Here is a 24811-nt window from a genome sequence, read left to right as displayed (position 1 = left end):
AAGTCGCCTGCTTAGCGCATCAGTAAGTGTTTGCCAGGGGGAAGAAATTCGCCAGAGCGGGCGCTAAAAAAACAAAACCCCCAGACTCTCATCCAGGGGTTCTCGGTGTACTTCGCGGAAATTACGCTTCGATAGCGGCGCGAAGTTTTTTCATGGCGTTCTTCTCAAGCTGACGCACACGTTCAGCGGAGACGCCGTAGCGGTCGGCCAGTTCCTGCAACGTGGACTTGTTATCTTCGTCCAGCCAGCGGGCACGGATGATATCCTGGCTACGCTCGTCGAGGCCTTCCATCGCGAAGGTCAGCTTGTTTGCCGCCTGGTCTTCCCAGTTATCCTCTTCAATGCCGTCAGCAAAGTTAGAGGTTTTATCCTGCAGATACAGGACCGGGGCCATCGGCTGGCTGTCGGAGGCATCGTCGTCGGCAGACATATCAAACGTCATGTCCTGCGCGGCCATTCGGGATTCCATCTCGCGGACGTCTTTGCTGGAAACACCCAGCTCGCGCGCCACCATTTCCACTTCATCCTGATTGAACCAGCCCAGACGCTGCTTGGTTTTACGCAGGTTGAAGAACAGTTTGCGCTGCGCTTTCGTCGTAGCGACTTTCACAATACGCCAGTTACGCAGGACGTATTCGTGAATTTCCGCTTTGATCCAGTGCACGGCGAAGGAGACGAGTCGCACACCCACTTCCGGGTTGAAGCGACGTACCGCCTTCATCAGGCCAATGTTACCTTCCTGAATCAGGTCCGCCTGCGGCAGGCCGTAGCCCGCATAATTACGAGCAACGTGAACAACAAAGCGCAGGTGAGACAGGATCAGCGTTTTAGCTGCTTCCAGATCGCCCTGGTAATGCAGCTTTTCAGCAAGCTCCTTTTCTTCCTCAGCCGTTAACATCGGCCAGGTGTTCGCAGCCCGGATGTAAGATTCCAGGTTACCAACAGGGGCTAAAGCTAAAGTTTGCATTTCTTTGGTCATTCATTCCTCTCAATGTTTCTTCTGGTCCAGGTTGTCCCCGTCAGGCAACAACCATGCCAAAGCGTTTGAGCAACGAGATTAGCATTCACTCTTTTATCAGACAGTGATTTTATCCACAAGTTCCAGGTGCAACAGTGAATAAATTACGCACAAAATGTGACATGAAGATGATTACAGGGGAAGAGACAACAGGGACGCTTTCCCTGCAAGCGAACATCTCGGTGCAGGGAAAGATTATATCACGCTTTTATTAGTCGGGAGTAAAGTGGCGTAAATGTTGAACCGTTGCCAGCCATGCCGCCACCCAGCCGATCATGGAGCAGACCAGCAGCAACAGCAGGCACTCATCGAACCCTAAGCCACTGATATCAAACTTCGTCCCGAAAACCTGCGCCACCTCGGTGACGGCAGACGACAGCCGCATCACCAAAATTTCTGACAAAATCAATGAAAGAAATGCACCAGAAAAACCTAATAACGCGCCGCCATAGAGGAACGGGCGGAGGATGAAACCATCCGTTGCGCCAATCAGTTTCTGCACGTTGATGGTATCGCGACGGGCGAAGATGCTCAGGCGCACGCTGTTACCGATGACGAGGAACACCGCCGCCACCATCAGCACGCCGATCATCGCCGATACGCGCCCCACCAGCCCGGTCAGGGCGGCAAGGCGGGCAAACCAGCTGTCGTCCATGCGCACTTCATCAATCCCATTGATGCGGGTAATGCGGTCGCGCAGGGTGTTGAGCGAATCGGTGCCCTGGAAATCGAGCTTCGGGATCACCACCGCCACGGCGGGCAGCGGGTTCTCTTCCAGCATATCCAGCGCGCCGCCGAACCCGGACCAGTTGCGGAACTCGCCCAGCGCTTCATCGCGGGAAAGATAGTTCACCTTCTCCACGCCCTGCTCGGCCTGAATCTGCCCCACTACCTGAGCCGCCGCGTTATCGTCGAGGGCTTTATCCAGATAAACGGTAATCTGCGGCGACGGATAGTACTGGGATGCCGCCTGGTTCACGTTTTTGTAAACCATGTAGCAGACGCTCGGCAGCGTCAGGGAGATGGCAATCACCATCACCGTCAGGAACGTCGCCAGCGGTTTGCTTTTTAGATCCTGCAACGCGCCCTGGAAGGCGTAGCGCACCTGTTCGTTGAAGACGTTGGTTTTACGGGAGTTCGGTTTCGGTGTCGCTTTGGCACGCTTAGGCGCATGGCGATTGCCGTCCCCGCCGCCCTGAGGCTTGCGGAAACGGTCAAACCGGTTGCTGAACTGCCGAATCTGGTTCATTGCATCACGCTTATTCACCGTGGCCTCCGTGCAAATGCCCGTCGCTCAGGGTCAGCATGCGGTACGAACGGCGTGAGATAAGCCCCATGTCGTGCGTCGCCATCAGTACCGTGACCCCCACGCGGTTAAATTCCTCAAACAGACGCAGGATCCCTTCAGAGAGGGCATCGTCCAGGTTACCGGTCGGTTCATCCGCCAGCAAGACGGCAGGCTTGTTCACCACCGCACGGGCGATGCCCACGCGCTGCTGCTCACCGCCGGAGAGCTGGATCGGGAAGTTCTTCGCTTTGTCCAGCAGCCCGACCTTATCCAGCGCCGCCGAAACGCGACGGCGGATATCATCGTAACTGGCGCCGGCAATAATCAGCGGGATCGCGACGTTATCGAAAACCGTGCGATCCATCAGCAGGTGGTGATCCTGGAAAATCATGCCAATCTGACGACGCAGGAACGGCACTTCACGGTTCTTAAGACGGCTAATTTCATGGCCGCTGAACCAGATTTTCCCGGCACTTGGCCGCTCGATCCCACAGATCAGCTTGAGCAGGGTACTTTTCCCCGCGCCGGAATGGCCGGTCAGGAATGCCATCTCGCCTGGCTGGAGGTGGAATGTTACCCCCTGCAGCGCTTGTCTCCCGCCGAGATAGGCCTTGCTGACGTGTTCAAAGCGAATCATTGTTAGTCCTCTCGGGCAAATAGTGCCTCAATAAAGTCGTCCGCTTTAAACGGACGTAAATCCTCAATACGCTCGCCCACACCGATATAACGGATAGGAATGCCGAACTGGTCGGCCACGGAGAAGATCACCCCGCCTTTCGCGGTGCCGTCCAGCTTGGTCAGCGTGATCCCGGTCAGTCCTACCGCTTCATTGAACAGCTTCGCCTGGCTGATGGCGTTCTGTCCGGTGCTGGCGTCGATAGTCAGCATAATTTCATGCGGTGCATCTTCGTCCAGCTTCTTCATGACGCGAACGATTTTCTTCAGCTCTTCCATCAGGTGCGATTTGTTCTGCAAACGCCCTGCGGTATCTGCAATCAGCACGTCCACGTTACGCGACTTCGCCGCCTGGATGGCATCGAAAATCACGGACGCGGAATCCGCGCCGGTGTGCTGGGCAATGACCGGAATATTGTTGCGCTGGCCCCACACCTGGAGCTGTTCCACCGCTGCCGCACGGAAGGTATCGCCCGCCGCCAGCATCACCGATTTGCCCTGCTGCTCAAACTGGCGCGCCAGCTTGCCGATGGTGGTGGTTTTACCCACGCCGTTGACGCCAACCATCAGAATAACAAAGGGCATTTTGCCTTCAATATTAAGCGGTTCGTCAACTTTTGCGAGAATTTCACCCATCTCGTCTTTCAGCAGGCCGTACAGCGCCTCGGCGTCACGCAGCTGTTTGCGGTTCGCTCCTTCGGTCAGGTTGGCGATGATTTTCCGGGTGGTTTCCACGCCCACGTCCGCAATCAGCAGTTGCTCTTCCAGCTCCTCAAACAGATCGTCGTCGATCTTCTTGCCGCGGAACAGACTGATAAATCCGGAACCTAAGTTTTCTTTGGTTTTGAGCAGGCTGCGCTTCAGGCGCGCGAAGAAACCTTCTTTGGTCGGTTTTTCCTGCTCCTGAACGATCTCTTCTTCGGCCTGCTCTTCCACCGGCACGACGATGACCGCTTCTTCAGCCGCTTCCGCCGCCAGCGCCTGGGCCTCCAGCTCTTCGTCGGTCAGCTCTGGCTCAAGGGCCGCTTCTTCTTCCACCGCCTCAACAATTTCAACGGTTTCCGCTTCGGCCTGCCACTCTTCGGCAGAAACCTCTTCAGCTTTCACCTCTTCCGGTAGCGGCAGCGCTTCGTGTTCGATAGCGGCCTGCGGCGCTTCGGTAAGGGTTTCAACGATGACCGGCTCTGGTTTTTCGCTCTCCTGAACCTGTTCGGTAACCTCAACCACCTCTTCGGCAAAGGATTCAATCTCTTCTTTGCTGTGGGCTGGCTCTTCCGCTTCGACAACCGCAGCGGTTTCGACAGGCGTTTCAGGCTGTGACTGCTCTTCTACAACCTGCTGTTCTTCGGTTTTCTGTTCTGTTTCTTGCTCTTTTTCACCGAAACCCAACCAGGAAAAGAAGCCACGTTTTTTTTGTTTTGCCATCTGCGACTACACTCCTCGCGGCGCTATATACAGGGAAGCTAAAAAAATGATGAAATAGTCTAACACTTTACTTAATTGACATCACCGCCCGCAATCGCAGGGCATTGTTAACAGAGCTTTCCTGAGATGAAGAAACCCACCCGCGCCCCGGCCGGTCAAATTCGCATTATCGGCGGTCAGTGGCGAGGCCGGAAATTACCGGTGCCGGACAGCCCCGGTTTACGCCCTACCACGGACCGCGTTCGCGAGACGCTGTTTAACTGGCTCGCCCCGTCAATGGTAGACGCCCATTGCCTGGACTGCTTCGCCGGAAGCGGTGCATTAGGGCTGGAAGCGCTGTCGCGCTATGCTGCGAGCGCCACGCTGCTGGAGATGGAGCGCGGCGTCGCGCAGACGTTGCAGCAAAATTTGGCTACGCTGAAAGCAACCAACGCCAAAGTGGTGAATACCAACACGCTGAGCTTCCTCGCGCAACAGGGGACGCCGTTCAACGTGGTGTTTGTTGACCCGCCGTTCCGTAAAGGGCTGCTGGAAGAGACATTATCGTTGCTGGAAAAAAATGGCTGGCTGGCAGACGACGCGCTGATTTACGTTGAAAGCGAAGTGGAAAATGGTCTGCCGTCCGTTCCCGTTCACTGGGATCTGCACCGCGAGAAGGTCGCCGGCCAGGTGGCTTATCGTCTGTATCATCGTCAGGCACAAGGAGGATCCGATGCCAGTACTGATTAACGTAGGGCGCTTGCTGATGCTGGGCGTCTGGGCATTTTTGATTTTGAATCTGGTGCACCCGTTCCCGCGTCCGCTGAATATCTTCATTAACGTGGCGCTGATTTTCACCGCGTTCATGCATGCCTTGCAGATGGTGATGCTGAAAAACGGACTGCCGAAAGATAGCCCACCGATGACCGGCTGGCAGCAGCTGCGGGTGTTTATTTTCGGCGTATTTGAGCTGCTGGTGTGGATGAAGAAGTTTAAGGCGCAGGTGAAGAAGTAAGGTGCGGTGTGATGCCCTCACCCTAACCCTCTCCCACTGGGAGAGGGGACCGATCGCGCATTATTCAGCCCTAAAACCTTCAAACCGCGACCCTTTGTAGCTCAGCGTGCCTTTCTCCCCCACCGTCAACTGGTGGTACTGCTGCGCCTCCAGTCTGAAGGTCATCTCCAGCCCGCCGGTTTCCGGCTTAAAGCTCGCTTCATAGCGCATCGTTGTGCCCGCAGGCGTCACCTGCTGCTGGCGGGATCGGCGGTCATTAAGCGGTTTCTCGCGCTTGTTCGTCACCACCACGCGCTTTTGCATCAGCGGCGCGGCATCGTTGTCGGCCTTCTCACGGCGCTGCTGCACGAAGCGAAACGAGGCGGCAATGACGATAATCGCCAGCACGACAATAAAAAACAGCGGCATCTTGCTCATTGAAAAATCCCATCAGATTATGCGGAATTCAGGATACCTCGCCTGCCCCGGCATTGCCAAACGCCCGCTCGCGTCACTACACTGGATCAGAAACTGATCATTCAGCCTCAACAGTTACAGGGAGTTAATATGCTTTGGTCATTTATCGCTGTCTGTTTTTCCGCATGGCTTTACGTCGATGCGTCTTACCGTGGCCCAGCCTGGCAGCGCTGGTTGTTTAAACCCGTCACGCTATTGCTCCTGCTGTTGCTTGCCTGGCAGGCACCGATGTTTAACGCCATCAGCTATCTTGTCCTCGCGGGGCTGTGTGCGTCCCTGATTGGCGATGCCTTAACCCTGCTGCCGCGCCAGCGTCTGCTGTACGCCGTGGGGGCATTCTTCCTGTCGCATCTGCTCTATACCATCTACTTTGCCAGCCAGATGACGCTCTCCATCTTCTGGCCGCTGCCGCTGGTGCTGCTGGTGATTGGCGCCCTGCTGATCGCGGTGATCTGGTCGCGTCTGGAAGAGATGCGTCTGCCGGTGTGTACGTTTATCGCCATGACGCTGGTGATGGTGTGGCTGGCGGGCGAGCTGTGGTTCTTCCGTCCGACAGCGCCTGCGATGTCCGCGTTCTTCGGTGCCGCACTGTTGCTGTTGGGTAACATCGTCTGGCTGGGCAGCCACTATCGCCGCCGCTTCCGTGCGGATAATGCGATTTCTGCCGCCTGTTACTTTGCCGGACACTTCCTGATTGTGCGTTCACTGTATATCTAAATAACGCTTGACTCTGGAGTCGACTCCAGAGTGTATGCTGCGGTTAATGAGAAAATTATCATTACCGGAGACTGCCATGTCGACTCCAGAAATACCTAAAAAAGTTCCCAAATTCTCGGCACTTAAGCTCAGCCCGGTTCCGCCAAAAGAGGACTGCTGCTGCGAGGGCGCATGCGAAACGCAAACTCAAACGCTGCCTGAAAGCGGCAATCACTACAGCTGGGTCGTCAACGGCATGGACTGCGCGGCCTGCGCCCGCAAAGTGGAAAACGCGGTGAAGCAGGTGCCGGGCGTGAGCCACGTTCAGGTGCTGTTCGCTACCGAAAAGCTGCTGGTCAGCGCCGAAAACGACGTCAGCAGACAGGTTGAAGCCGCCGTCAGCAAAGCGGGTTATACCCTGCGCAGCGAAACGGCGCCCGCAGAAAAAACGTCCCCGCTAAAAGAAAACCTGCCCCTTATCACCCTCATCATTATGATGGCCCTGAGCTGGGGGCTGGAGCAGATCAACCACCCGTTCGGCAACCTGGCGTTTATCGCCACCACGCTGGTTGGCCTGTTCCCGATTGCCCGTCAGGCGCTGCGTCTGATGAGAAGCGGCAGCTGGTTTGCCATCGAAACGCTGATGAGCGTGGCGGCTATCGGGGCGCTGTTTATTGGCGCGACGGCGGAAGCGGCGATGGTGCTGCTGCTGTTCTTAATTGGCGAACGCCTTGAGGGCTGGGCGGCGAGCCGGGCGCGTAAAGGGGTGAGCGCGCTGATGGCGCTAAAGCCGGAAACCGCCACGCGGGTTATTGATGGTCAGCGTGAAACGGTCGCCATCAACACCCTGCGCCCGGGTGACGTGATTGAAGTGCCCGCAGGCGGACGTCTGCCAGCCGATGGGGCCCTCGTTACCGCCACCGCAAGTTTTGACGAAAGTGCCCTGACCGGGGAATCCATCCCGGTAGCGCGCGCGGCGGGTGAAAAGGTGCCTGCGGGCGCCACCAGCGTCGACCGACTGGTGCAGTTGACGGTCCTTTCCGAACCGGGCGACAGCGCCATCGACCGCATCCTCAGGCTGATTGAAGAGGCCGAGGAGCGCCGCGCGCCAGTAGAACGCTTTATCGATCGCTTCAGCCGGATTTACACCCCCGCCATCATGCTGGTGGCGCTGCTGGTCACCGTCGTCCCGCCGCTGTTCTTCGGCGCACCGTGGGAGGGCTGGATTTACAAAGGGCTGACGCTGCTGCTGATCGGCTGTCCGTGTGCGCTGGTGATCTCCACCCCGGCGGCGATTACCTCCGGGCTGGCGGCGGCGGCACGTCGCGGGGCGCTGATTAAGGGCGGCGCGGCGCTGGAGCAACTGAGTCAGGTCCAGCACATCGCCTTCGATAAAACCGGCACGCTGACCGTCGGCAGGCCGCAGGTGACCGGCGTGTATCCGCAGGACATCAGTGAAGACGCCCTGCTGACGCTGGCCGCTGCCGTGGAGCAGGGTTCCACCCACCCTCTGGCGCAGGCGATTGTGCGTGAAGCGAAGGGCCGCGGGCTGAACATCCCTCCGGCAACGGCCCAGCGAGCGCTGGTCGGGTCAGGGATTGAAGCTGTGGTCGAAGGCAAAAAAGTGCTGATCGCCGCGGCGGACGCGCGCACTACTCCACAGGTTGAGGCGCTGGAGCAGGCCGGGCAGACGGTCGTTACCGTGATGCAGGACGGTGTGTCGATGGGCATGCTGGCGCTGCGCGACACCCTGCGTGACGATGCGAAAGAGGCCGTCGACGCACTGCACAGGCTGGGAGTACAGGGCGTGATCCTGACCGGCGATAATCCGCGCGCGGCGGCGGCGATTGCCGGCGAGCTGGGGCTGGAGTTTAAGGCCGGATTGTTGCCTGCGGATAAAGTCAGCGCGGTAACCGGGCTGAACAGCAACGCCCCGCTGGCGATGGTCGGGGACGGAATAAACGATGCCCCGGCAATGAAAGCTTCCAGCATCGGCATTGCGATGGGCAGCGGCACCGACGTGGCACTGGAGACCGCCGACGCGGCGCTGACGCACAACCGCCTGACCGGGCTGGCGCAGATGATAGAACTTGCGCGGGCAACGCGCGCCAATATTCGGCAGAACATCGCCATTGCGCTGGGTCTGAAGGGGATTTTCCTGGTCACCACGCTGCTCGGCATGACCGGACTGTGGCTGGCGGTACTGGCGGATACGGGGGCGACGGTGCTGGTTACGGCGAACGCGTTGCGGCTGTTGCGTCAAAGGTAAAAGTGAAACGGCAACCGGGTTGCCGTTTCTCGTGTTTGCCCCCTCTCCCCGCGGGAGAGGGCCGGGGTGAGGGCATCAGGCCGCACGCGTCACTGCATTCCTAACAGCCCCGGCAACCACAATGAAATCGCCGGAATGTACGTCACCATCCCCAGCACGACCAGCAACATACCGTAAAACGGCAGCATCGCCCGCACCACGTGTTCGATCTTCTGCTTACTCACCGCACTCGCCACAAACAGCACCGATCCGACCGGCGGCGTGATCAGCCCAATCCCCAGGTTAACCATCATGATCATCCCAAAATGCACCGGGTCGATACCCAGTGCATTGGTCACCGGCAGCAGCACCGGCGTCAGGATCAGGATGATCGGCGCCATGTCCATCAGCGTGCCAATCAGCAGCAGCATGATGTTGAGGTACATGAGGATCACGTACTTGTTATCGGAGAGCGATGTGAAGAATTCGGTGATGCGCATCGGCAGTTGCATGTAGGTCATCACCGCCCCAAACGCCGCGGCAAAGCCGATTAAAATCATCACGATGGTGACGGTTTTCACCGTGCGGCACATCAGCTTCGGCAGTTCGCTCCACTTGTAGTCGCGGTAGATAAACATGGTGACGAAGAACGCCCACAGGCAGGCCACGGCGGCAGATTCGGTCGCCGTGAATATCCCGGACAAGATCCCGCCGAGGATAATCACCACCGTCATCAGCCCCCACAGGGCATCGAGCATGATTTTCAGTGCCTGCCTGAACGGGATTTTGTCCCCCTTCGGGTAGCCGCGCTTGCGGGCGAAGCACAGGCAGAGCACCATCAGGCTCACGCCCAGCAGCAGGCCCGGCAGCACGCCCGCGATAAACAGCGTGGCGATGGAGACCGTTCCCCCCGCCGCCAGGGAGTAAATCACCGAGTTGTGGCTGGGCGGGATCAGAATCGCCTGCACCGACCCGCTGGCCGTCACCGCCGCCGCGTATTCGCGCGGATAACCCTTCTTCTCCATCTCCGGGATCATCACGCTGCCGATAGACGCCGTATCCGCCACCGACGAGCCGGAAATCGCGCCGAAGAACGTCGAGGCGACAATGTTCACCAGCGACAGCCCACCGCGGATAAAGCCGACGAACACGTAGGCGAAATTCACCAGCCGTCGGGCAATGCCCCCTTCCGCCATGATCGCCCCGGCAAGAATGAAGAACGGGATCGCCAGCAGGGTAAATTTATTGATCCCGCTGGTGATCTGGATCATCAGCGCCTCCAGCGGCAGGTCAATCCACAGCGCGCCCGCCACGGCGCTTAAGCCGACGGCGAAGGCCACCGGCATCCCCAGCGCCAGCAAAATGGCGAGGGTGAATAACAAAACAAAAGCATCCATTGTTCACCCCTTAACTGTGATTGCCGATCAGCACGACCGGACGGTTTTCCTGCGAGCCAAACAGCAGGCGTTCAAGCACAAACAGGATCAAAATGGCCGACCCGACAGGCAGAGGCAGATAGCTTTCGCCGGAGGTCAGGAGCGGAAACTCCGCCACCGGCTGCTCCCACAGCTCGACGCACAGCCAGTAGCTGTACCAGCACATCAGGCCAGAAATCAGCAGCATCAGCAGATCCACTACCCGCGCGCACAGCCTTTGCAGCGACGCGGGCAGGCGGTCGGTAAGCATGTTGACCGCAATATGCGACCCGGCGCGGTAGCTTACCGCCGCGCCGATGAAGGTAAACGTCACCATGCAGATAATGGCGATCGGCTCCGGCCAGGATTCGCCGCGATTGAGCACGTAGCGTGAGAAGATGCCGATGGGGATGACAATCGTCATCACCAGCAGCGAGAGACCCGCCACCGCCATGGCGAGCAGGTACAGACGATCCATCCACTTCAGGTAGAGTTCGGACATACGTACTCCGGATTACTGAACGTCAGCGATGGCTTTCATCAGATCCTGATGCTTGTCGCCATACTGCGCGCGCACCGGCTCAGTGGCTTTGATGAACACCGTTTTGTCGATATCGTGGAACTGCACGCCGCCGGCCTTCATTTTCGCCAGCGCCTGGTCGTTATACGCATTCCACAGCTTGCGCTGCTCGAACTGCGCTTCGCGGGCCAGCGTCAGGATCTTTTGCTGTTCGTCAGCGCTGAGCTTGTCCCATTTCACTTTGGAGTAGAGCAGCATTTCCGGAGTGATAAAGTGGCCGCTCAGCGTGTAGTTTTTGGCGATCGGCATGTAGTTGTGGGCGATAAAGGTTGGCGGGTTGTTCTCCGCGCCATCGATCACCCCGGTCTGCATGCCGCTGTAAACCTCGCTGACGCCCATCGCCACCGAGTTCGCCCCCATCGCTTTCAGCGTGGCCAGCGCCACCGGGCTACCCTGAACGCGGATCTTCTTCCCTTTCAGGTCTTCCGGTTTAACGATTGGCTCTTTGGTGATCAGGTTGCGGGTGCCGGAATCCATCCAGCCGAGGAAGACCAGGCGCGATTTCGGGTTGGCGGTCAGCTTGTCGCCAATCTGCTTGCCGATATCCCCGTCGATCACCTTGTGCATGTGGTCTTCATCGCGGAATACGTAGGGCAGCGTAAACACTTCGATATCCGGCAGGATGGCGGCAACCGGCGCCATAGAGACGCGGATCATGTCTATCGCCCCCATCTGCGCCTGCTCAATCATCTGCTTTTCATCCCCCAGCACGCCGCCGGGGAAGACCTTAATCTCCAGCTTGCCATCGGTTTGTTGTTTGAGTTTTTCACCCATCTGCTGAACCGCCACCACGTTCGGGTAGCCTTCAGGATGCACATCGGCGGCTTTGATGGTCTGGGCAGAAACGGTGCAGGCAAAAGCAGACAGGCACAGAGCAGCCAGTAACGGCTTGAGGGTCGTTTTCATTGAGTCAACTCCAGGGTAGTGAAATAAGCGTTAAAACGATGTTTTAGTTTTTGACGTTTAAAAATTAGACTACGGCTGGAAAAAGGAGGGTGAAGCGCCTCACAAAAAGCGCGAAATTTTGAAACGATGGTTCGAAATTGTGATGAGTACTTGTCGGGTGGCGGCTGCGCCTTACCCGACCTACTACACCCGTAGGCCCGTGCAAGCGAAGCGCCGCCGGGCGTCAGGCCGCACTTACCCCTTACGAATCAAATACCGGTACGGCAAGGTCTCGGTTTGCTGCGCCACCAGCTCATGTTCCATAAAGGTACAAAAGCCGGGGATATCACGGGTGGTAGCCGGGTCATCGGCGACGATCAGCAGCGTTTCGCCGCTCTGCATGTTACGGACGGTCTTACGCACCATCATTACCGGCTCCGGGCAACGGAGGCCCTGAGCATCAAGCGTGTGGTCTGGGCTGGAAAACAGGTCGGTCATGTTCTTCTCGTTCAGGTAAAAACGGCTGTAGTTTACGCCCCGCTATCGCCAATGCAAACCAGGTTAACGATTGCGTGAAAATTAGCCATTGCAAAGTGTCGTTAAAGCAGTATCATGCGGCGGCTTTATTGGGTTCCCTCACCCCAAATATTAATCAAAAAGGTACAATATGAACTCCTTTACACAATCGCAGCGCGTCAAGGCGTTGTTCTGGCTTTCGCTATTTCATCTGCTGGTGATCATCTCCAGTAACTATCTGGTACAGCTCCCCATCTCCATTTTTGGTTTCCATACCACCTGGGGCGCGTTCAGTTTCCCGTTCATTTTCCTTGCGACGGATTTAACCGTGCGTATTTTTGGCGCACCGCTGGCGCGGCGGATTATTTTTGCGGTGATGATCCCGGCACTGTTTGTCTCCTACGCCATCTCCTCGCTGTTTTACATGGGAAGCTGGCAGGGCTTCGAAGCCCTGACGCATTTCAACCTGTTCGTCGCGCGTATTGCCGCCGCCAGCTTTATGGCCTATGCCCTGGGGCAGATCCTCGATGTCCACGTGTTTAACCGCCTGCGTCAGAACCATCGCTGGTGGATGGCACCAACGGCTTCCACGCTGTTCGGTAACGTGAGCGATACGCTGGCCTTCTTCTTCATTGCCTTCTGGCGCAGCCCGGACGCCTTCATGGCAGAACACTGGATGGAAATCGCTCTGGTGGACTACGCCTTTAAGGTGCTTATCAGCCTGGTCTTCTTCCTGCCGATGTATGGCGTGCTGTTGAATATGCTGCTGAAAAGACTGGCAGATAAATCTGAAATCTCCGCATTGCAGGCAGGTTAAGGGTTCGCTTTATCAGTTGTGATAAGATGAACGAATGAGCCGCTATGGCCGTTTATCGAAAGGAAGAAGTCAATGCGCAATCTGGTTAAATATGTCGGGATTGGCCTGCTGGTTGTTGGCCTTGCAGCCTGTGATAACAGCGACACCAAAACGCCTGCTCAGGGCGCGTCAGCAGAAAGCAACGCCACCGGTCAGCCGGTGAGCCTGATGGATGGCAAACTCAGTTTCTCTCTGCCCGCGGACATGACCGATCAGAGCGGTAAGCTGGGCACCCAGGCGAACAACATGCACGTCTACTCCGATGCCACCGGGCAAAAAGCAGTCATTGTGATTGTCGGTGACGATACCAACGAAGATCTGGGTGTGCTGTCCAAACGTCTGGAAGATCAGCAGCGCAGCCGCGACCCGCAGCTTCAGGTGGTGACCAATAAGTCTATCGAGCTGAAAGGCCACACGCTGCAACAGCTGGACAGCATCATCTCCGCCAAAGGCCAGACCGCTTACTCCTCCGTGGTTCTCGGCAAGGTAGATAATAAACTGCTGACCATGCAGATCACTCTGCCTGCAGATAATCAGCAAAAAGCGCAGGCAACCGCTGAAAACATCATTAACACCCTCGTGATCCAGTAATCGTTCACCGGGATGACGTGGCCTCCGTCGCTTGCGCCGGGGGCCATTTTTTTTCCATGACTTTAAGACTAACGCTCCAGACGAAGCGAATCCGGCGCACTACAATTAGCAAGCCCCCCGGAAAAAGGAATTCTTATGACTGCCAGCCCGCCCGACAAAGCCGGACTTCATATTTTATTAAAACTCGCCTGCCTGGTGGTTATCCTTGCGGGTATCCATGCGGCGGCGGATATCATTGTTCAGCTTCTGCTGGCGCTGTTTTTCGCCATCGTCCTCAACCCGCTGGTGACGTGGTTTTTACGCCGGGGCATCAGCCGCCCGGTCGCGATTACCATTGTGGTGATGGTGATGCTGGTTGTCCTGACGGCGCTGTTCGGCGTGCTCGCCGCCTCGCTGAGCGAATTTTCCACCATGCTGCCGCAGTACAATAAAGAGCTGACGCGCAAGCTGGTCGATCTCCAGCGCATGTTGCCGTTCGTGAATCTGCATATCTCACCGGAACGGATGCTGCGCCGGATGGATTCCGAGAAGGTGATGACCTACGCCACCACGTTGATGACCGGGCTTTCCGGGGCAATGGCCAGCATTCTGCTGCTGGTGATGACGGTGGTGTTTATGCTGTTCGAAGTGCGCCACGTGCCGTATAAGCTGCGTTTTGCCCTGAACAATCCGCAGATCCACATTGCCGGCTTGCATCGCGCGCTGAAGGGTGTGTCCAAATATCTGGCGCTGAAAACGCTGTTAAGCCTGTGGACCGGCGTGATCGTCTGGCTGGGGCTGGTGCTGCTGGACGTGCAGTTCGCGCTGATGTGGGGCGTGCTGGCGTTTTTACTGAACTACGTGCCCAATATCGGCGCGGTGCTTTCTGCCGTTCCGCCGATGATCCAGGCGTTCCTGTTTAACGGTTTTTATGAGTGCATGCTGGTAGGGGCGCTGTTCCTCGTCGTGCATATGGTGCTGGGCAATATTCTCGAACCGCGCATGATGGGTCACCGTCTGGGCATGTCGACGATGGTGGTGTTTTTATCGTTACTGATCTGGGGATGGCTGCTGGGACCGGTGGGCATGCTGCTCTCCGTGCCGCTCACCAGCGTCTGTAAAATCTGGATGGAAACCACGAAAGGAGGCAGTAAACTCGCCATTCTGCTGGGTCCGGGTCGGCCAAAAAGCCGTTTGCCGGGATAACCGGGTGGAAAGGGTTAAAAGTGACGTTTATTCGCCAGCGCGACGACAACATTGTACGATGTGCGCAGCAAATCGCGCTGGCGAAGAAAAAGTCACAGAAACAGGTTTATCGCGGACGCGCGTAGATGAAATTTACACTTACCTTTATCGACTGGCAGGCAAGAGCGCCAGGACTCAGCGATGCCGACGAATGGCAGGCATGGTCACGCCGGTCTGACGCCATCGATCCTGATGCACCGCTGGCGAAACTGACCGATCTGCCGATGATGACCGCCCGCCGCCTGAATTCAGGCAGCAAGCTGGCCGTCGATCTTGGCCTGATGATGCTGCGCAAACACCGCATCGACGCCGTCGTCTACAGCAGCCGTCACGGGGAGCTGGAACGCAATTTTCGTATTCTCCAGGCCCTGGCGGCAGATCAGCCCGTTTCCCCCACCGATTTTGCCATGTCGGTACACAACTCGGCGGTCGGCAATCTCACTATCGCCGCGCGTCAGCCTGTTGTCTCTTCGTCGGTTTCCGCCGGTATGGATACCTTCCAGCAGAGCTTATGCGAGGTGCTGAGTCTGCTACATGCGGGCTACTCACGCGTGTTGCTGGTAGATTTCGACGGTCTGCTGCCGGAGTTTTATCACGCCGGGCTGCCGCCGCAGATGCCCGTCTGGCCCTACGCGCTGGCGCTGGTAATTGAGGCCGGAAATACGCTCAGCTGTGAAACGCACGCCAATCGCAGGCCTGAAGAGCCCTCGCTGCCGCAAAGCCTGCAGTTCCTGCGCCATTACCTGCGAGACGAGCGCCAGTTTACCCTGCCGGGCGAGCGCCTGCTGTGGCAATGGACGCGCCAATGAGAGGGTTACGTTCCCGCCTCGATCGGGTATGGCGCATGCTGATGACCGGATTGTGCTTCGCCCTGTTCGGCCTCGGCGGGCTGACGCTGTCGCTGGTGTGGTTTAACCTGCTGCTGATTTTCCAGCGTGACCGCACCCAACGTCGCCGCCTGGCACGCCGCACTATTTCTGCCAGTTTCCGCCTGTTCCTCGCGGTGGTACGCGGTGTAGGGGTACTGGATTACCGTTTCAACAACCTGGACGTTTTGCGCGCCGAGCGGGGCTGTCTGGTGATTGCGAACCATCCCTCGCTGCTGGACTACGTTCTGCTGGCGTCGGTGATGAACGAAACCGACTGTCTGGTGAAAAGCGCGTTGCTGCGTAACCCGTTCGTCAGCGGCGTGATCCGCGCGGCTGACTATCTGATTAACAGCGAAGCCGACACGCTGCTTGCCGCAAGCCAGCAGCGTCTGGCCCAGGGCGACACCCTGCTTATCTTCCCCGAAGGCACCCGCACCCGGGTGGGAGAAGCCATGACCCTGCAGCGTGGGGCGGCGAATATCGCCGTTCGCTGCAACAGCGCCGTGCGCGTGGTGGTGATCCACTGTAGCGAACGGATGCTGGATAAACAGAGCAGCTGGTATAACGTGCCCCCCAACAAACCTGTTTTCACCGTGGATGTTCGCGAACGCATCAACATTCATGATTTTTATGATGCGAGTCAGCACGAACCCGCGCTGGCAGCAAGGCAGTTAAACCGGCATATGCAGCATCAGTTAACAACCGGTCTTCAATCTTTGTCAGGAACGAAAGATGCAAGCGCTCTATCTTGAAATTAAGAATCTCATTATCTCTACGCTGAATCTGGAAGAACTTACCCCAGAGGATATTGATACAGACGCCGCGCTCTTTGGCGACGGCCTCGGTCTGGACTCAATCGACGCCCTTGAGCTGGGGCTGGCGGTAAAAAATCAGTACGGCGTAGTGCTTTCTGCCGAAAGTGACGAGATGCGTCAGCACTTCTATTCCGTTGCCACGCTCGCGGCTTTTATTCATCAACAACGCGCCTGAGAATGACCGCTATGACAGAACAACAAACGATTTATCAGGAAGTCTCTGCGCTTCTTATTACGCTGTTTGAAGTCGCCCCGGAGGATATTACCCCTGAGGCACGGCTTTACGAGGATCTGGATCTCGACAGCATTGATGCCGTCGATATGGTAGTGCACCTGCAAAAGAAAACGGGCCATAAAATCAAGCCCGAAACCTTCAAAGCGGTGCGCACGGTGCAGGACGTCGTGGACGTTGTGGAACAGCTTCAGCGCGACGCGTAACGTGCGTTCGATTCCAGTTCTTCCCGCCCTGACGGGGCTGATGCTGCTGGCATGGCCGTTTTTGATCGGCTTCGGGCTGGCGAATAATAGCCTGCACGGGATACTGCCCGTGATGGCGCTGGTGCTGCTGTTACGCGTCTGCCAGGCCCGTCGGCAGGGCGGTCCCCTGCGTTATCTTTTCGTGAGCGTGGCGCTGGCTGGCATAGCGCTTTGCGCGGCGAGCTACGTCCTGCACGCGCACCAGTGGGTGCTGTTTTATCCGGTGATGGTGAATCTGGTGATGCTGGTGGTGTTTGGCGGTTCGCTGTGGACGGCAATGCCTGTCGTTGAACGGCTGGCGCGCCTGCGTGAACCGGATCTCTCCCCCGTCGGGGTACGTTACACGCGCCGGGTTACCCAAGTCTGGTGCGGCTTTTTTATTATTAACGGGGCGATCGCGCTGTTTACCGTATTACACGCCGATATCCGTCTGTGGACGCTGTGGAACGGAATGATAGCCTATCTCCTGATGGGCACGCTGATGGCCGGCGAGTGGCTGGTGCGACAACGGGTGATGAAAAACGATGCTTAACCCTCTCCCGCTTAGCCAGTGGCTCAGTGCCCCCCGCCCTGACGACACCCCTGTCGCCTGGCAGGACAACCATCTCTGGACGCTTGGCGATCTGCGCCACGACGTCACTCAGCTGGTCGACACGCTGCGTGATGAAGAAGGCGAGCGCTGGGCGCTGTGCATCGAAAACGGCTATCTGTTTATTGTCGCGCTGCTGGCGACGCTGCATGCGGGTAAAACGCCGGTCCTCCCCGGGCACAGCCGGGCGGCACAGCTTAACGAACAGCGGGCGCTGTTCAGCGGCGTCCTGAGCGACACCACGCTCGATTTTCAGGGGCGACAGCTGCGGGTGGCTTCCCTTCAGCGGGCAGGCCATCCCTTTTCACCGCTGCCTGCCATCGATGAGATGCGCACGATCGAGCTTTACACCTCCGGCTCGACCGGCACGCCGCAGCGGGTGAGTAAGCCGGTGGTCAGCCTGGATCGTGAGGCTCGTCTGCTGGCGGAACATTTTGGCGATCGTCTGGCAGGCTGTCACGTCGTCGCTTCCGTGGTGCTGCACCATCTGTATGGCCTGACGTTTCGTGTCGTCTTACCCATGGCGCTCGGCCTGCCGCTGCACGCCAGCCTGCTCAACTATGCCGAGCAGCTCTCTGCCCTTCCCGACAATAAACGCTATCTTTTCATCAGCAGTCCGGCGTTTCTCAAGCGGCTGGACGCGTCGCTGACGCCGCCCCCCGTCAACCTGCTCTTCTCCGCTGGCGGCGCGCTGCCCTGGCAGGAGGTCGCCGCGGTTCAGGCCTGGCTCAACGTCTGGCCGGATGAAATATACGGCAGCACAGAAACGGGGGTTATGGCCTGGCGCTACCGTCAGGAGGAAAGCATCCGCTGGCAGCCTTTCCCCGGCGTGACGTTTCACGGCGATCGCGTGACGTCGCCGCTGATCCCCGAGGCGGAGGGGGTCCTGCTGGATGATATCCTGCACTTCACGGCTGACGGGCAGTTCAGCCTCGTCGGGCGCCGCGGTCGGGTGGTCAAAATTGAAGATAAGCGCATTTCGCTCGATGACATTGAGCGCCGCCTGCTGGCGCTGGACGGCATCCGCGAAGCCGCCGCGCTGACGGTGACGCGCGGCGGGCGTCAGGGTATTGGCGTATTGCTGGTGCTGAATGAAGCGGTGCGTCAGCAACACGAACAGAGCAAAAAAGCGCAGGAGCTCGCCTGGCGTCGCGCCCTTCGCCCCTGGCTTGAACCGGTTGCCGTGCCGCGCTACTGGCGGATCGTTGATGAAATTCCGGTCAACAGCATGAACAAGCGCGTAACTGCGCAGCTACAGGAGTTGTTTCATGAAAATCCCTGAAATCGAACGCCGCGAGCCTGGACCCGGGTATCTGGAGATAACCCTTTATCTTGATCCTGACCTGCTCTGGTTTAAGGGACATTTTGCCGTACAGCCGCTGCTGCCGGGCGTAGCCCAGCTCGACCGGGTGATGCATTACGCCGCCGCGCTGGCGCCGGGCTACCGTTTTCACAGTATTCAGAACGTAAAGTTCGCCGCCCCGCTGTTGCCGGAGAACACGGTCACGCTGCTCCTTGCCTGGCAGCCCGAACGCCAGATGCTGACCTTTAGCTACCAGCGCCATGCGGGTAACGAGCGCCACACCGCCAGCAGCGGGAAGATTCGCTTATGTCAGTAACCTTCCGTCCCTGCGTGCTGATCCCGTGCTACAACCACGGGGCGATGATGGCTTCGGTGCTGGCGCGCCTGGCGCCTTTCGATCTGCCCTGTCTGGTGGTGGACGACGGCAGCGATGAAACCACGCGCCGCACGCTTGAAGCGCTGGCGGCGGATCGTCCGCAGGTCACGCTGCTGCGCCTCGCCGAAAACAGCGGCAAAGGCGCGGCGGTGATGCAGGGGCTGAAAGCCTGTGCCGATCGCGGCTTCACCCACGCCGTTCAGGTGGACGCTGACGGCCAGCACGCTATCGAAGACATCCCCAAACTGCTGGCGCTGGCCGAACGCCATCCCGATGCGCTCATTTCCGGGCAGCCCGTTTACGATGACTCGATCCCCCGTTCGCGCCTGTACGGCCGCTGGATAACGCACGTCTGGGTCTGGATTGAAACCCTCTCCCTGCAACTGAAAGACAGCATGTGCGGGTTTCGCGTTTACCCGATAGCCCCGGTTTTGCGCCTTGCAGCAACCACGCCGCTCGGCAGGCGAATGGATTTTGATACCGAAGTGATGGTGCGCCTCTACTGGCAGGGCAACACCAGCTATTTTCTGCCCACCCGCGTGACCTATCCGCCGAACGGGGTATCCCATTTCGATGCCCTGAAAGACAACGTGCGCATCTCGTTGATGCATACCCGCCTGTTTCTCGGCATGCTGCCGCGCATTCCTTCCCTGCTGATGCGTCGCCGCTCGCAGCACTGGGCGCAGCAGCAGGAGGTGAAAGGATTATGGGGCATGCGCCTGATGCTGCGCGTCTGGCAGTTGCTGGGGCGAAAGGCGTTTACCATCCTGCTGTGGCCGGTTACGGCCGTCTACTGGCTGACCGCCCGCGCTGCGCGTCAGGCGTCGCAGCAGTGGCTGACGCGGGTTAAAACGGTGATGGCACAGCGGCAAATGCCGCAACCCGTACGGCTTAACAGTTTTTCCCACTTCCTGCGCTTCGGTCATGCCATGCTGAACAAAGTGGCCAGCTGGCGCGGCGAAATGAAGCTTCATCGCGATCTGGTCTTTGCGCCAGGCGCGCAGGAGGCGCTGGGTCTTGACGATCCTCAGGGCAAACTGCTGCTCGCGTCGCATCTTGGCGATGTGGAAGCCTGCCGGGCGCTGGCCCAGCGCGAAGGGGCGAAAACCATCAACGCGCTGGTCTTTAGCGACAATGCTCAGCGTTTTAAACAGGTGATGGAGGAGATGGCGCCGCAGGCGGGCATTCACCTGATGCCGGTCACCGACATTGGCCCGGAGACCGCCATCCTCATTAAAGAGAAGCTGGATCGCGGCGAATGGGTGGCGATCGTGGGCGATCGCATCGCCGTCACCCCGCAGCGCGGCGGCAGCTGGCGGGTGATATGGAGCGAATTTATGGGCCAACCCGCGCCGTTCCCGCAGGGACCGTTTATTCTGGCGTCCCTATTGCGCTGCCCGGTGGTGCTGATTTTTGCCCTCTGCCAGCAGGGAAAGCTGACCCTGCACTGCGAGCCGTTTGCCGACCCGCTGCTGCTGCCGCGCGGCGAACGCCAGCAGGCGCTACAGCAGACCGTCGATCGCTATGCGCAGCGGCTGGAGCATTACGCGCTCTTGTCGCCGCTCGACTGGTTTAATTTTTTCGATTTCTGGCAGCTGCCAGAGGTCAACGAGAAGGAGTAAAGGGTGCTGACCGATCCCCGCTTTACGGCTGAAGTTGAAATCACCGTTCCGTTCCACGACGTCGATATGATGGGCGTGGTGTGGCACGGCAACTATTTCCGCTATTTTGAGATTGCCCGCGAAGCGCTGCTCAACCAGTTTGATTACGGCTATCGCCAGATGAAAGCGTCCGGCTACGTCTGGCCGGTGGTGGATACCCGGGTGAAATACCGCGACGCGGTGACCTTCGAGCAGCGCATTCGCGTCCGCGCCCACATTGAAGAGGTTGAAAACCGTCTGCGCATCGCCTATCAAATCTTCGACGCGCAAACCGGGAAACGCACCACCACCGGCTACACCATTCAGGTGGCCGTGGAGGAAGCAAGCCGGGAGATGTGCTTTGTCAGCCCGGCCATTCTGTTCGAACGCATGGGGATCGCGCCATGAAGTGGATAACGCTACTCGCGCTGCTGGTAAGCCCGCTGGTGAACGCGGTCACGCTGGATGAACTGCAACAGCGGTTTGCGGAGCAACCGGTGGTGCGCGCACACTTCGAACAGACCCGCACGATCAAGGACATGCCTCAGCCCCTGCGCTCGCAGGGGGAGATGCTGATCGCCCGTGACAATGGCCTGCTGTGGGATCAAAAAGCGCCGTTCCCGATGACGCTGCTGCTGGATGACAAACGAATGGTGCAAATCGTCAACGGTCAGCCGCCGCAGACCATTACCGCCGACACTAACCCGCAGATGTTCCAGTTCAACCATCTGCTGCGGGCGCTGTTCCAGGCCGACCGCAAGGTGCTGGAAGAGAACTTCCGCATCGATTTCAAAGACCTGGGCGAAGGCCGCTGGTCGCTGGTGCTGACGCCCGTTACCACGCCGCTGGACAAGATTTTCTCCACCCTTGATTTGAAGGGCGCGATCTATCTGGAATCCATTCGCCTGAACGATAAGCAAGGCGACACGACGGATATCGCCCTCTCCCGCCACCAACTGACGCCCGCCCGCCTGACCGATGCAGAACGCCAGCGCTTTGCCGCACCGTAACGCCCTGCGCCCGGCGCTGCTGTGGGCCGCGGTATGCCTGATCCTGCTGGGCGTGCTGCTGTCGCTGCTGCCCGGCGCGCGGCTGAACAGCAGCGTGCTCGCCATGCTGCCGAAACAGACGCTCGGCGCGATCCCTCCCGCCCTCAACGACGGATTTATGCAGCGCCTCGACCGCCAGCTCATCTGGCTGGTCAGCCCCGGTAAACAGCCGGACCCGCGCGTGGCGCAGCAGTGGTTAACCCTGCTGCAACGCAGCCAGGCGCTCAGCGAGGTAAAAGGCCCGCTGGACGCCGCCGGGCAACAGGCCTGGGGAGATTTCTTCTGGCAGCACCGCAATGGCCTGGTCGATCCGGCCACCCGCGCCCGCCTGCAAAACGGCGGTGAAGCGCAGGCTCAGTGGATCCTGTCCCAGCTTTACTCCGCCTTTTCCGGCGTGAGCGGCAAGGAGCTGCAAAACGATCCGCTGATGCTGATGCGCGGCGCGCAGCTCGCGCTGGCGAAGAACAGCCAGAAGATGCAGCTGATGGACGGCTGGCTGGTGACAAAAGATGCGGCCGGGAACTACTGGTATCTGCTGCACGGCGAGCTGGCGGGCTCGTCGTTTGACATGCAGCAAACCCACCAGCTGGTGACCACCCTCAACGCGTTGCAGCAGACGCTGAAAAGCCAGTATCCACAGGCGCAGCTGCTCTCGCGCGGGACGGTGTTCTACAGCGATTACGCCAGCCAGCAGGCTAAAAAAGATATTTCCACGCTCGGCGTCGCCACGGTGCTCGGGGTGATCCTGCTGATTGTGTCGGTGTTTCGCTCCGTGCGTCCGCTGCTGCTGAGCCTGCTCTCCATTGCCATCGGCGCACTGGCGGGGACGGTCGTGACGCTCCTGCTGTTCGGTGAGCTGCACCTGATGACGCTGGTGATGAGCATGAGCATCATCGGCATCTCGGCGGACTATACGATTTACTACCTCACGGAGCGGATGGTGCACGGCGCGGAACACTCACCCTGGCAAAGCCTGGCAAAAGTGCGTAACGCGCTGCTGCTGGCGCTGCTGACTACCGTCGTGGCGTATCTCTTCATGATGCTGGCCCCCTTCCCCGGCATTCGTCAGATGGCGGTGTTCGCCGCCGCAGGGCTGAGCGCCTCGTGCCTGACGGTAATTTTCTGGCACCCGTGGTTGTGCCGTGGCATGCCGGTTCGCCCGATCCCCCTGAGAGGGATGATGCAGCGCTGGCTGAACGCCTGGCGCGACAGCAAAGCCCTCTCCGTCGGGCTGCCGGTAGCACTGGCGCTGCTCTCCGCCATCGGGATCGCCAGCCTGCGGGTGGATGACGATATCGCCCGGCTTCAGGCGCTGCCGCAGGACATTCTGGCGCAGGAAAAAACCATCACCGCCCTGACCGGGCAAAATGTCGATCAGAAGTGGTTCGTGGTGTATGGCGCGTCGGCTCAGGAAACGCTGGAGCGGCTGGAGGCGTTTGCCCCGGCGCTGGCGCTGGCGCAAAAAGCCGGAGAATTAACCCGCTGGCGCACCCTGCCGCTGAACTCGCTGGCGCGGCAGAACAGCGATCTGCAACTTCTGCGTAACGCCGCGCCGACGGTGACGAAAATGCTGCAAAGCACGGGGCTGAATGCCGTCGCCCCGAATCTGAACGCCATGCCTGTCAGCGTGGAGGCGTGGCTCGCCAGCCCGGCCAGCGAGGGCTGGCGTTTGCTGTGGCTGACGCTGCCGAACGGCAAAAGCGGTGTGCTGGTCCCGGTCGATGGCGTCAGAAACAGCGCTGCGCTCGGTGAGCTGGCCGCCCGCCATCCCGGAGTCGTCTGGGTTGACCGTAAGGCCAGCTTCGACAGCCTGTTTGCACTCTACCGCGCGCTGCTGACGGGGCTGCTGGGCGTGGCGCTGGCGGTGATAGCCTGCGGCGCGGTGGTGCGCCTCGGCTGGCGAAAAGGGCTGGTGGCGCTGGTGCCGTCCGTGCTGTCGCTGGGCGGCGGGCTGGCGGCGCTGGCCGTGACGGGCCATCCGGTGAACCTGTTTTCCCTGCTGGCGCTGGTGCTGGTCCTCGGCATTGGCATCAACTACACGCTGTTTTTCAGCAACCCGCGCGGCACGCCGCTGACCTCCATGCTGGCGATTACCCTCGCCATGATGACCACCCTACTGACGCTGGGGATGCTGGTGTTCAGCACCACTCAGGCCATCAGCAGCTTTGGCATTGTGCTGGTGAGCGGTATCTTCACCGCGTTCCTGCTCGCCCCGCTGGCGATGCCGACTAACAAAGAGAACTTACCATGACCCGTTTCATTCGCCTGGCGGCAGTGATGATGGCCCTGTTGCTGGCGGGGTGTAGCCATACGACGAACCGCGATGACGCGCGCCCTCAGGCCTGGCTCCAGCCCGGCACCCGCGTCACGCTGCCACCGCCGGGCATCACGCCTGCCATCCGCGCGCAGCAGTTGCTTACCGGCAGTTTTAAAGGCCAGACCCAGTCGCTGCTGGTGATGCTGAACGCCGATGGCGATAAAGTGACGCTTGCCGGCCTCTCCTCCGTCGGGATCCGCCTGTTCCTCGCCACCTACGACGACACCGGGATCCACACCGAGCAGTCGGTTGTGATGCCGCAGCTGCCGCCCGCCAGCCAGGTGCTGGCCGACGTGATGCTCAGCCACTGGCCGCTCAGCGCCTGGCAGCCGCAGTTGCCGAAAGGCTGGACGCTGAACGATACTGACACCAGACGCGAACTGCGCAACCCCGATGGCAAACTGGTCACGGAAATTGCCTACCTGAACCGTAACGGCAGGCGCGAACCGATTAGCATTGTGCAGCACGCTTTTCACTACCACATCACCATTCAATATCTGGGTGACTGA

28 protein-coding genes are annotated in these 24811 nt (G+C 59.1%); 19 read left to right on the top strand and 9 right to left on the bottom strand.

Annotated elements, in window-relative coordinates; translation table 11 throughout:
* Nucleotides 1-121: 121 nt before the first annotated feature.
* The 4 genes from rpoH to ftsY all read right to left on the bottom strand — a co-directional run bounded on the left by rpoH (nt 122) and on the right by ftsY (nt 4406).
* Entirely contained in the window at nt 122-979 is an 858-nt protein-coding gene (gene rpoH / locus AC4OVS_RS01535; protein WP_000159624.1) for an RNA polymerase sigma factor RpoH, read from the bottom strand.
* 250 nt (nt 980-1229) lie between these two features.
* Complete coding sequence (ftsX, locus tag AC4OVS_RS01530; protein ID WP_022649667.1) at nt 1230-2285, bottom strand: permease-like cell division protein FtsX; 1056 nt, start codon at nt 2283-2285, stop codon at nt 1230-1232.
* Nucleotides 2278-2943, bottom strand: a complete 666-nt coding sequence (ftsE, locus tag AC4OVS_RS01525; protein ID WP_006812284.1) for a cell division ATP-binding protein FtsE — start codon at nt 2941-2943, stop codon at nt 2278-2280. Before ftsE ends, ftsX begins: the two co-directional genes overlap by 8 nt.
* 2 nt (nt 2944-2945) lie before the next feature.
* Nucleotides 2946-4406 carry a signal recognition particle-docking protein FtsY gene (gene ftsY / locus AC4OVS_RS01520; RefSeq protein WP_023298805.1) on the bottom strand — a complete coding sequence of 487 codons (1461 nt, stop codon included), beginning with the start codon at nt 4404-4406 and terminating at the stop codon, nt 2946-2948.
* 126 nt (nt 4407-4532) lie between these two features.
* Here ftsY and rsmD point away from each other — a divergent pair, with 126 nt between their 5' ends.
* Both rsmD and AC4OVS_RS01510 read left to right on the top strand, forming a co-directional pair.
* Nucleotides 4533-5135 carry a 16S rRNA (guanine(966)-N(2))-methyltransferase gene (gene rsmD / locus AC4OVS_RS01515; protein ID WP_126315235.1) on the top strand — a complete coding sequence of 201 codons (603 nt, stop codon included), beginning with the start codon at nt 4533-4535 and terminating at the stop codon, nt 5133-5135.
* Nucleotides 5119-5400: a DUF1145 family protein gene (locus AC4OVS_RS01510; protein ID WP_022649670.1), complete on the top strand. Its 282-nt coding sequence runs from the start codon at nt 5119-5121 to the stop codon at nt 5398-5400. Before rsmD ends, AC4OVS_RS01510 begins: the two co-directional genes overlap by 17 nt.
* Before the next feature lie 60 nt (nt 5401-5460).
* Here AC4OVS_RS01510 and AC4OVS_RS01505 read toward each other — a convergent pair whose 3' ends face one another.
* On the bottom strand, nt 5461-5817 hold the full coding sequence (locus tag AC4OVS_RS01505; protein WP_045308774.1) for a DUF2500 domain-containing protein: 357 nt from the start codon (nt 5815-5817) through the stop codon (nt 5461-5463).
* Nucleotides 5818-5946: 129 nt separating this feature from the next.
* On the opposite strand from AC4OVS_RS01505, the gene AC4OVS_RS01500 reads away from it, so the two are divergent.
* Both AC4OVS_RS01500 and zntA read left to right on the top strand, forming a co-directional pair.
* Nucleotides 5947-6573: a lysoplasmalogenase gene (locus AC4OVS_RS01500; RefSeq protein WP_022649672.1), complete on the top strand. Its 627-nt coding sequence runs from the start codon at nt 5947-5949 to the stop codon at nt 6571-6573.
* 76 nt (nt 6574-6649) lie between these two features.
* Nucleotides 6650-8821 carry a Zn(II)/Cd(II)/Pb(II) translocating P-type ATPase ZntA gene (zntA, locus tag AC4OVS_RS01495; protein WP_491922139.1) on the top strand — a complete coding sequence of 724 codons (2172 nt, stop codon included), beginning with the start codon at nt 6650-6652 and terminating at the stop codon, nt 8819-8821.
* 89 nt (nt 8822-8910) lie between these two features.
* On the opposite strand, the gene AC4OVS_RS01490 is transcribed toward zntA, so the two are convergent.
* From AC4OVS_RS01490 to tusA, 4 genes are all read right to left on the bottom strand, one after another.
* Nucleotides 8911-10197, bottom strand: coding sequence for a TRAP transporter large permease (locus AC4OVS_RS01490; protein WP_491922138.1), 1287 nt, complete (start codon nt 10195-10197; stop codon nt 8911-8913).
* Between the two features lie 10 nt (nt 10198-10207).
* Nucleotides 10208-10717, bottom strand: a complete 510-nt coding sequence (locus AC4OVS_RS01485; RefSeq protein WP_023298808.1) for a TRAP transporter small permease — start codon at nt 10715-10717, stop codon at nt 10208-10210.
* Nucleotides 10718-10729: 12 nt separating this feature from the next.
* Nucleotides 10730-11701: a TRAP transporter substrate-binding protein gene (locus AC4OVS_RS01480; RefSeq protein ID WP_058677291.1), complete on the bottom strand. Its 972-nt coding sequence runs from the start codon at nt 11699-11701 to the stop codon at nt 10730-10732.
* Between the two features lie 234 nt (nt 11702-11935).
* A complete protein-coding gene (gene tusA, locus AC4OVS_RS01475; protein WP_000130627.1) occupies nt 11936-12178 on the bottom strand; it encodes a sulfurtransferase TusA in 243 nt (80 codons plus the stop codon).
* 169 nt (nt 12179-12347) lie between these two features.
* Between tusA and AC4OVS_RS01470 the strand changes: the two genes are divergently transcribed.
* From AC4OVS_RS01470 to AC4OVS_RS01400, 15 genes are all read left to right on the top strand, one after another.
* The gene (locus AC4OVS_RS01470; RefSeq protein ID WP_022649676.1) at nt 12348-13013 is read left to right on the top strand and encodes a 7-cyano-7-deazaguanine/7-aminomethyl-7-deazaguanine transporter; all 666 of its coding nucleotides are present in this window, start codon (nt 12348-12350) and stop codon (nt 13011-13013) included.
* Nucleotides 13014-13085: 72 nt separating this feature from the next.
* Complete coding sequence (locus AC4OVS_RS01465) at nt 13086-13643, top strand: DcrB family lipoprotein (protein WP_491922137.1); 558 nt, start codon at nt 13086-13088, stop codon at nt 13641-13643.
* 135 nt (nt 13644-13778) lie between these two features.
* Nucleotides 13779-14828, top strand: coding sequence for an AI-2E family transporter (locus AC4OVS_RS01460; protein ID WP_003861270.1), 1050 nt, complete (start codon nt 13779-13781; stop codon nt 14826-14828).
* A gap of 125 nt (nt 14829-14953) precedes the next feature.
* Nucleotides 14954-15676 (top strand): beta-ketoacyl synthase chain length factor, encoded by a 723-nt coding sequence (locus AC4OVS_RS01455; protein WP_400174639.1) that lies wholly within the window; start codon nt 14954-14956, stop codon nt 15674-15676.
* Nucleotides 15673-16488 carry a lysophospholipid acyltransferase family protein gene (locus tag AC4OVS_RS01450; protein WP_048966280.1) on the top strand — a complete coding sequence of 272 codons (816 nt, stop codon included), beginning with the start codon at nt 15673-15675 and terminating at the stop codon, nt 16486-16488. The genes AC4OVS_RS01455 and AC4OVS_RS01450 overlap by 4 nt, the downstream gene beginning before the upstream one ends.
* Nucleotides 16469-16726 carry a phosphopantetheine-binding protein gene (locus AC4OVS_RS01445; RefSeq protein WP_003861263.1) on the top strand — a complete coding sequence of 86 codons (258 nt, stop codon included), beginning with the start codon at nt 16469-16471 and terminating at the stop codon, nt 16724-16726. Before AC4OVS_RS01450 ends, AC4OVS_RS01445 begins: the two co-directional genes overlap by 20 nt.
* Before the next feature lie 11 nt (nt 16727-16737).
* Nucleotides 16738-16989: an acyl carrier protein gene (locus tag AC4OVS_RS01440; protein ID WP_022649680.1), complete on the top strand. Its 252-nt coding sequence runs from the start codon at nt 16738-16740 to the stop codon at nt 16987-16989.
* A complete protein-coding gene (locus AC4OVS_RS01435; RefSeq protein WP_491922136.1) occupies nt 16961-17560 on the top strand; it encodes a COG4648 family protein in 600 nt (199 codons plus the stop codon). Before AC4OVS_RS01440 ends, AC4OVS_RS01435 begins: the two co-directional genes overlap by 29 nt.
* Nucleotides 17553-18899 carry a class I adenylate-forming enzyme family protein gene (locus AC4OVS_RS01430; protein WP_491922135.1) on the top strand — a complete coding sequence of 449 codons (1347 nt, stop codon included), beginning with the start codon at nt 17553-17555 and terminating at the stop codon, nt 18897-18899. Before AC4OVS_RS01435 ends, AC4OVS_RS01430 begins: the two co-directional genes overlap by 8 nt.
* The gene (locus AC4OVS_RS01425) at nt 18886-19236 is read left to right on the top strand and encodes an ApeI family dehydratase (protein WP_022649683.1); all 351 of its coding nucleotides are present in this window, start codon (nt 18886-18888) and stop codon (nt 19234-19236) included. Before AC4OVS_RS01430 ends, AC4OVS_RS01425 begins: the two co-directional genes overlap by 14 nt.
* Entirely contained in the window at nt 19227-20918 is a 1692-nt protein-coding gene (locus AC4OVS_RS01420; RefSeq protein ID WP_491922134.1) for a glycosyltransferase family 2 protein, read from the top strand. Before AC4OVS_RS01425 ends, AC4OVS_RS01420 begins: the two co-directional genes overlap by 10 nt.
* 3 nt (nt 20919-20921) lie before the next feature.
* Nucleotides 20922-21344, top strand: a complete 423-nt coding sequence (locus AC4OVS_RS01415; RefSeq protein ID WP_006812302.1) for an acyl-CoA thioesterase — start codon at nt 20922-20924, stop codon at nt 21342-21344.
* The gene (locus AC4OVS_RS01410) at nt 21341-21946 is read left to right on the top strand and encodes an outer membrane lipoprotein carrier protein LolA (RefSeq protein ID WP_017384113.1); all 606 of its coding nucleotides are present in this window, start codon (nt 21341-21343) and stop codon (nt 21944-21946) included. The genes AC4OVS_RS01415 and AC4OVS_RS01410 overlap by 4 nt, the downstream gene beginning before the upstream one ends.
* Nucleotides 21915-24236 carry an MMPL family transporter gene (locus tag AC4OVS_RS01405; protein ID WP_063163696.1) on the top strand — a complete coding sequence of 774 codons (2322 nt, stop codon included), beginning with the start codon at nt 21915-21917 and terminating at the stop codon, nt 24234-24236. Before AC4OVS_RS01410 ends, AC4OVS_RS01405 begins: the two co-directional genes overlap by 32 nt.
* On the top strand, nt 24233-24811 hold the full coding sequence (locus tag AC4OVS_RS01400; protein ID WP_023307143.1) for a DUF3261 domain-containing protein: 579 nt from the start codon (nt 24233-24235) through the stop codon (nt 24809-24811). The genes AC4OVS_RS01405 and AC4OVS_RS01400 overlap by 4 nt, the downstream gene beginning before the upstream one ends.

The sequence above is a fragment of the Enterobacter sp. 4974935 genome, assembly GCF_058661735.1.
The sequence above is the reverse complement of the archived record's forward strand: the minus strand, read 5'-3'. Positions and strand labels throughout refer to the sequence as shown.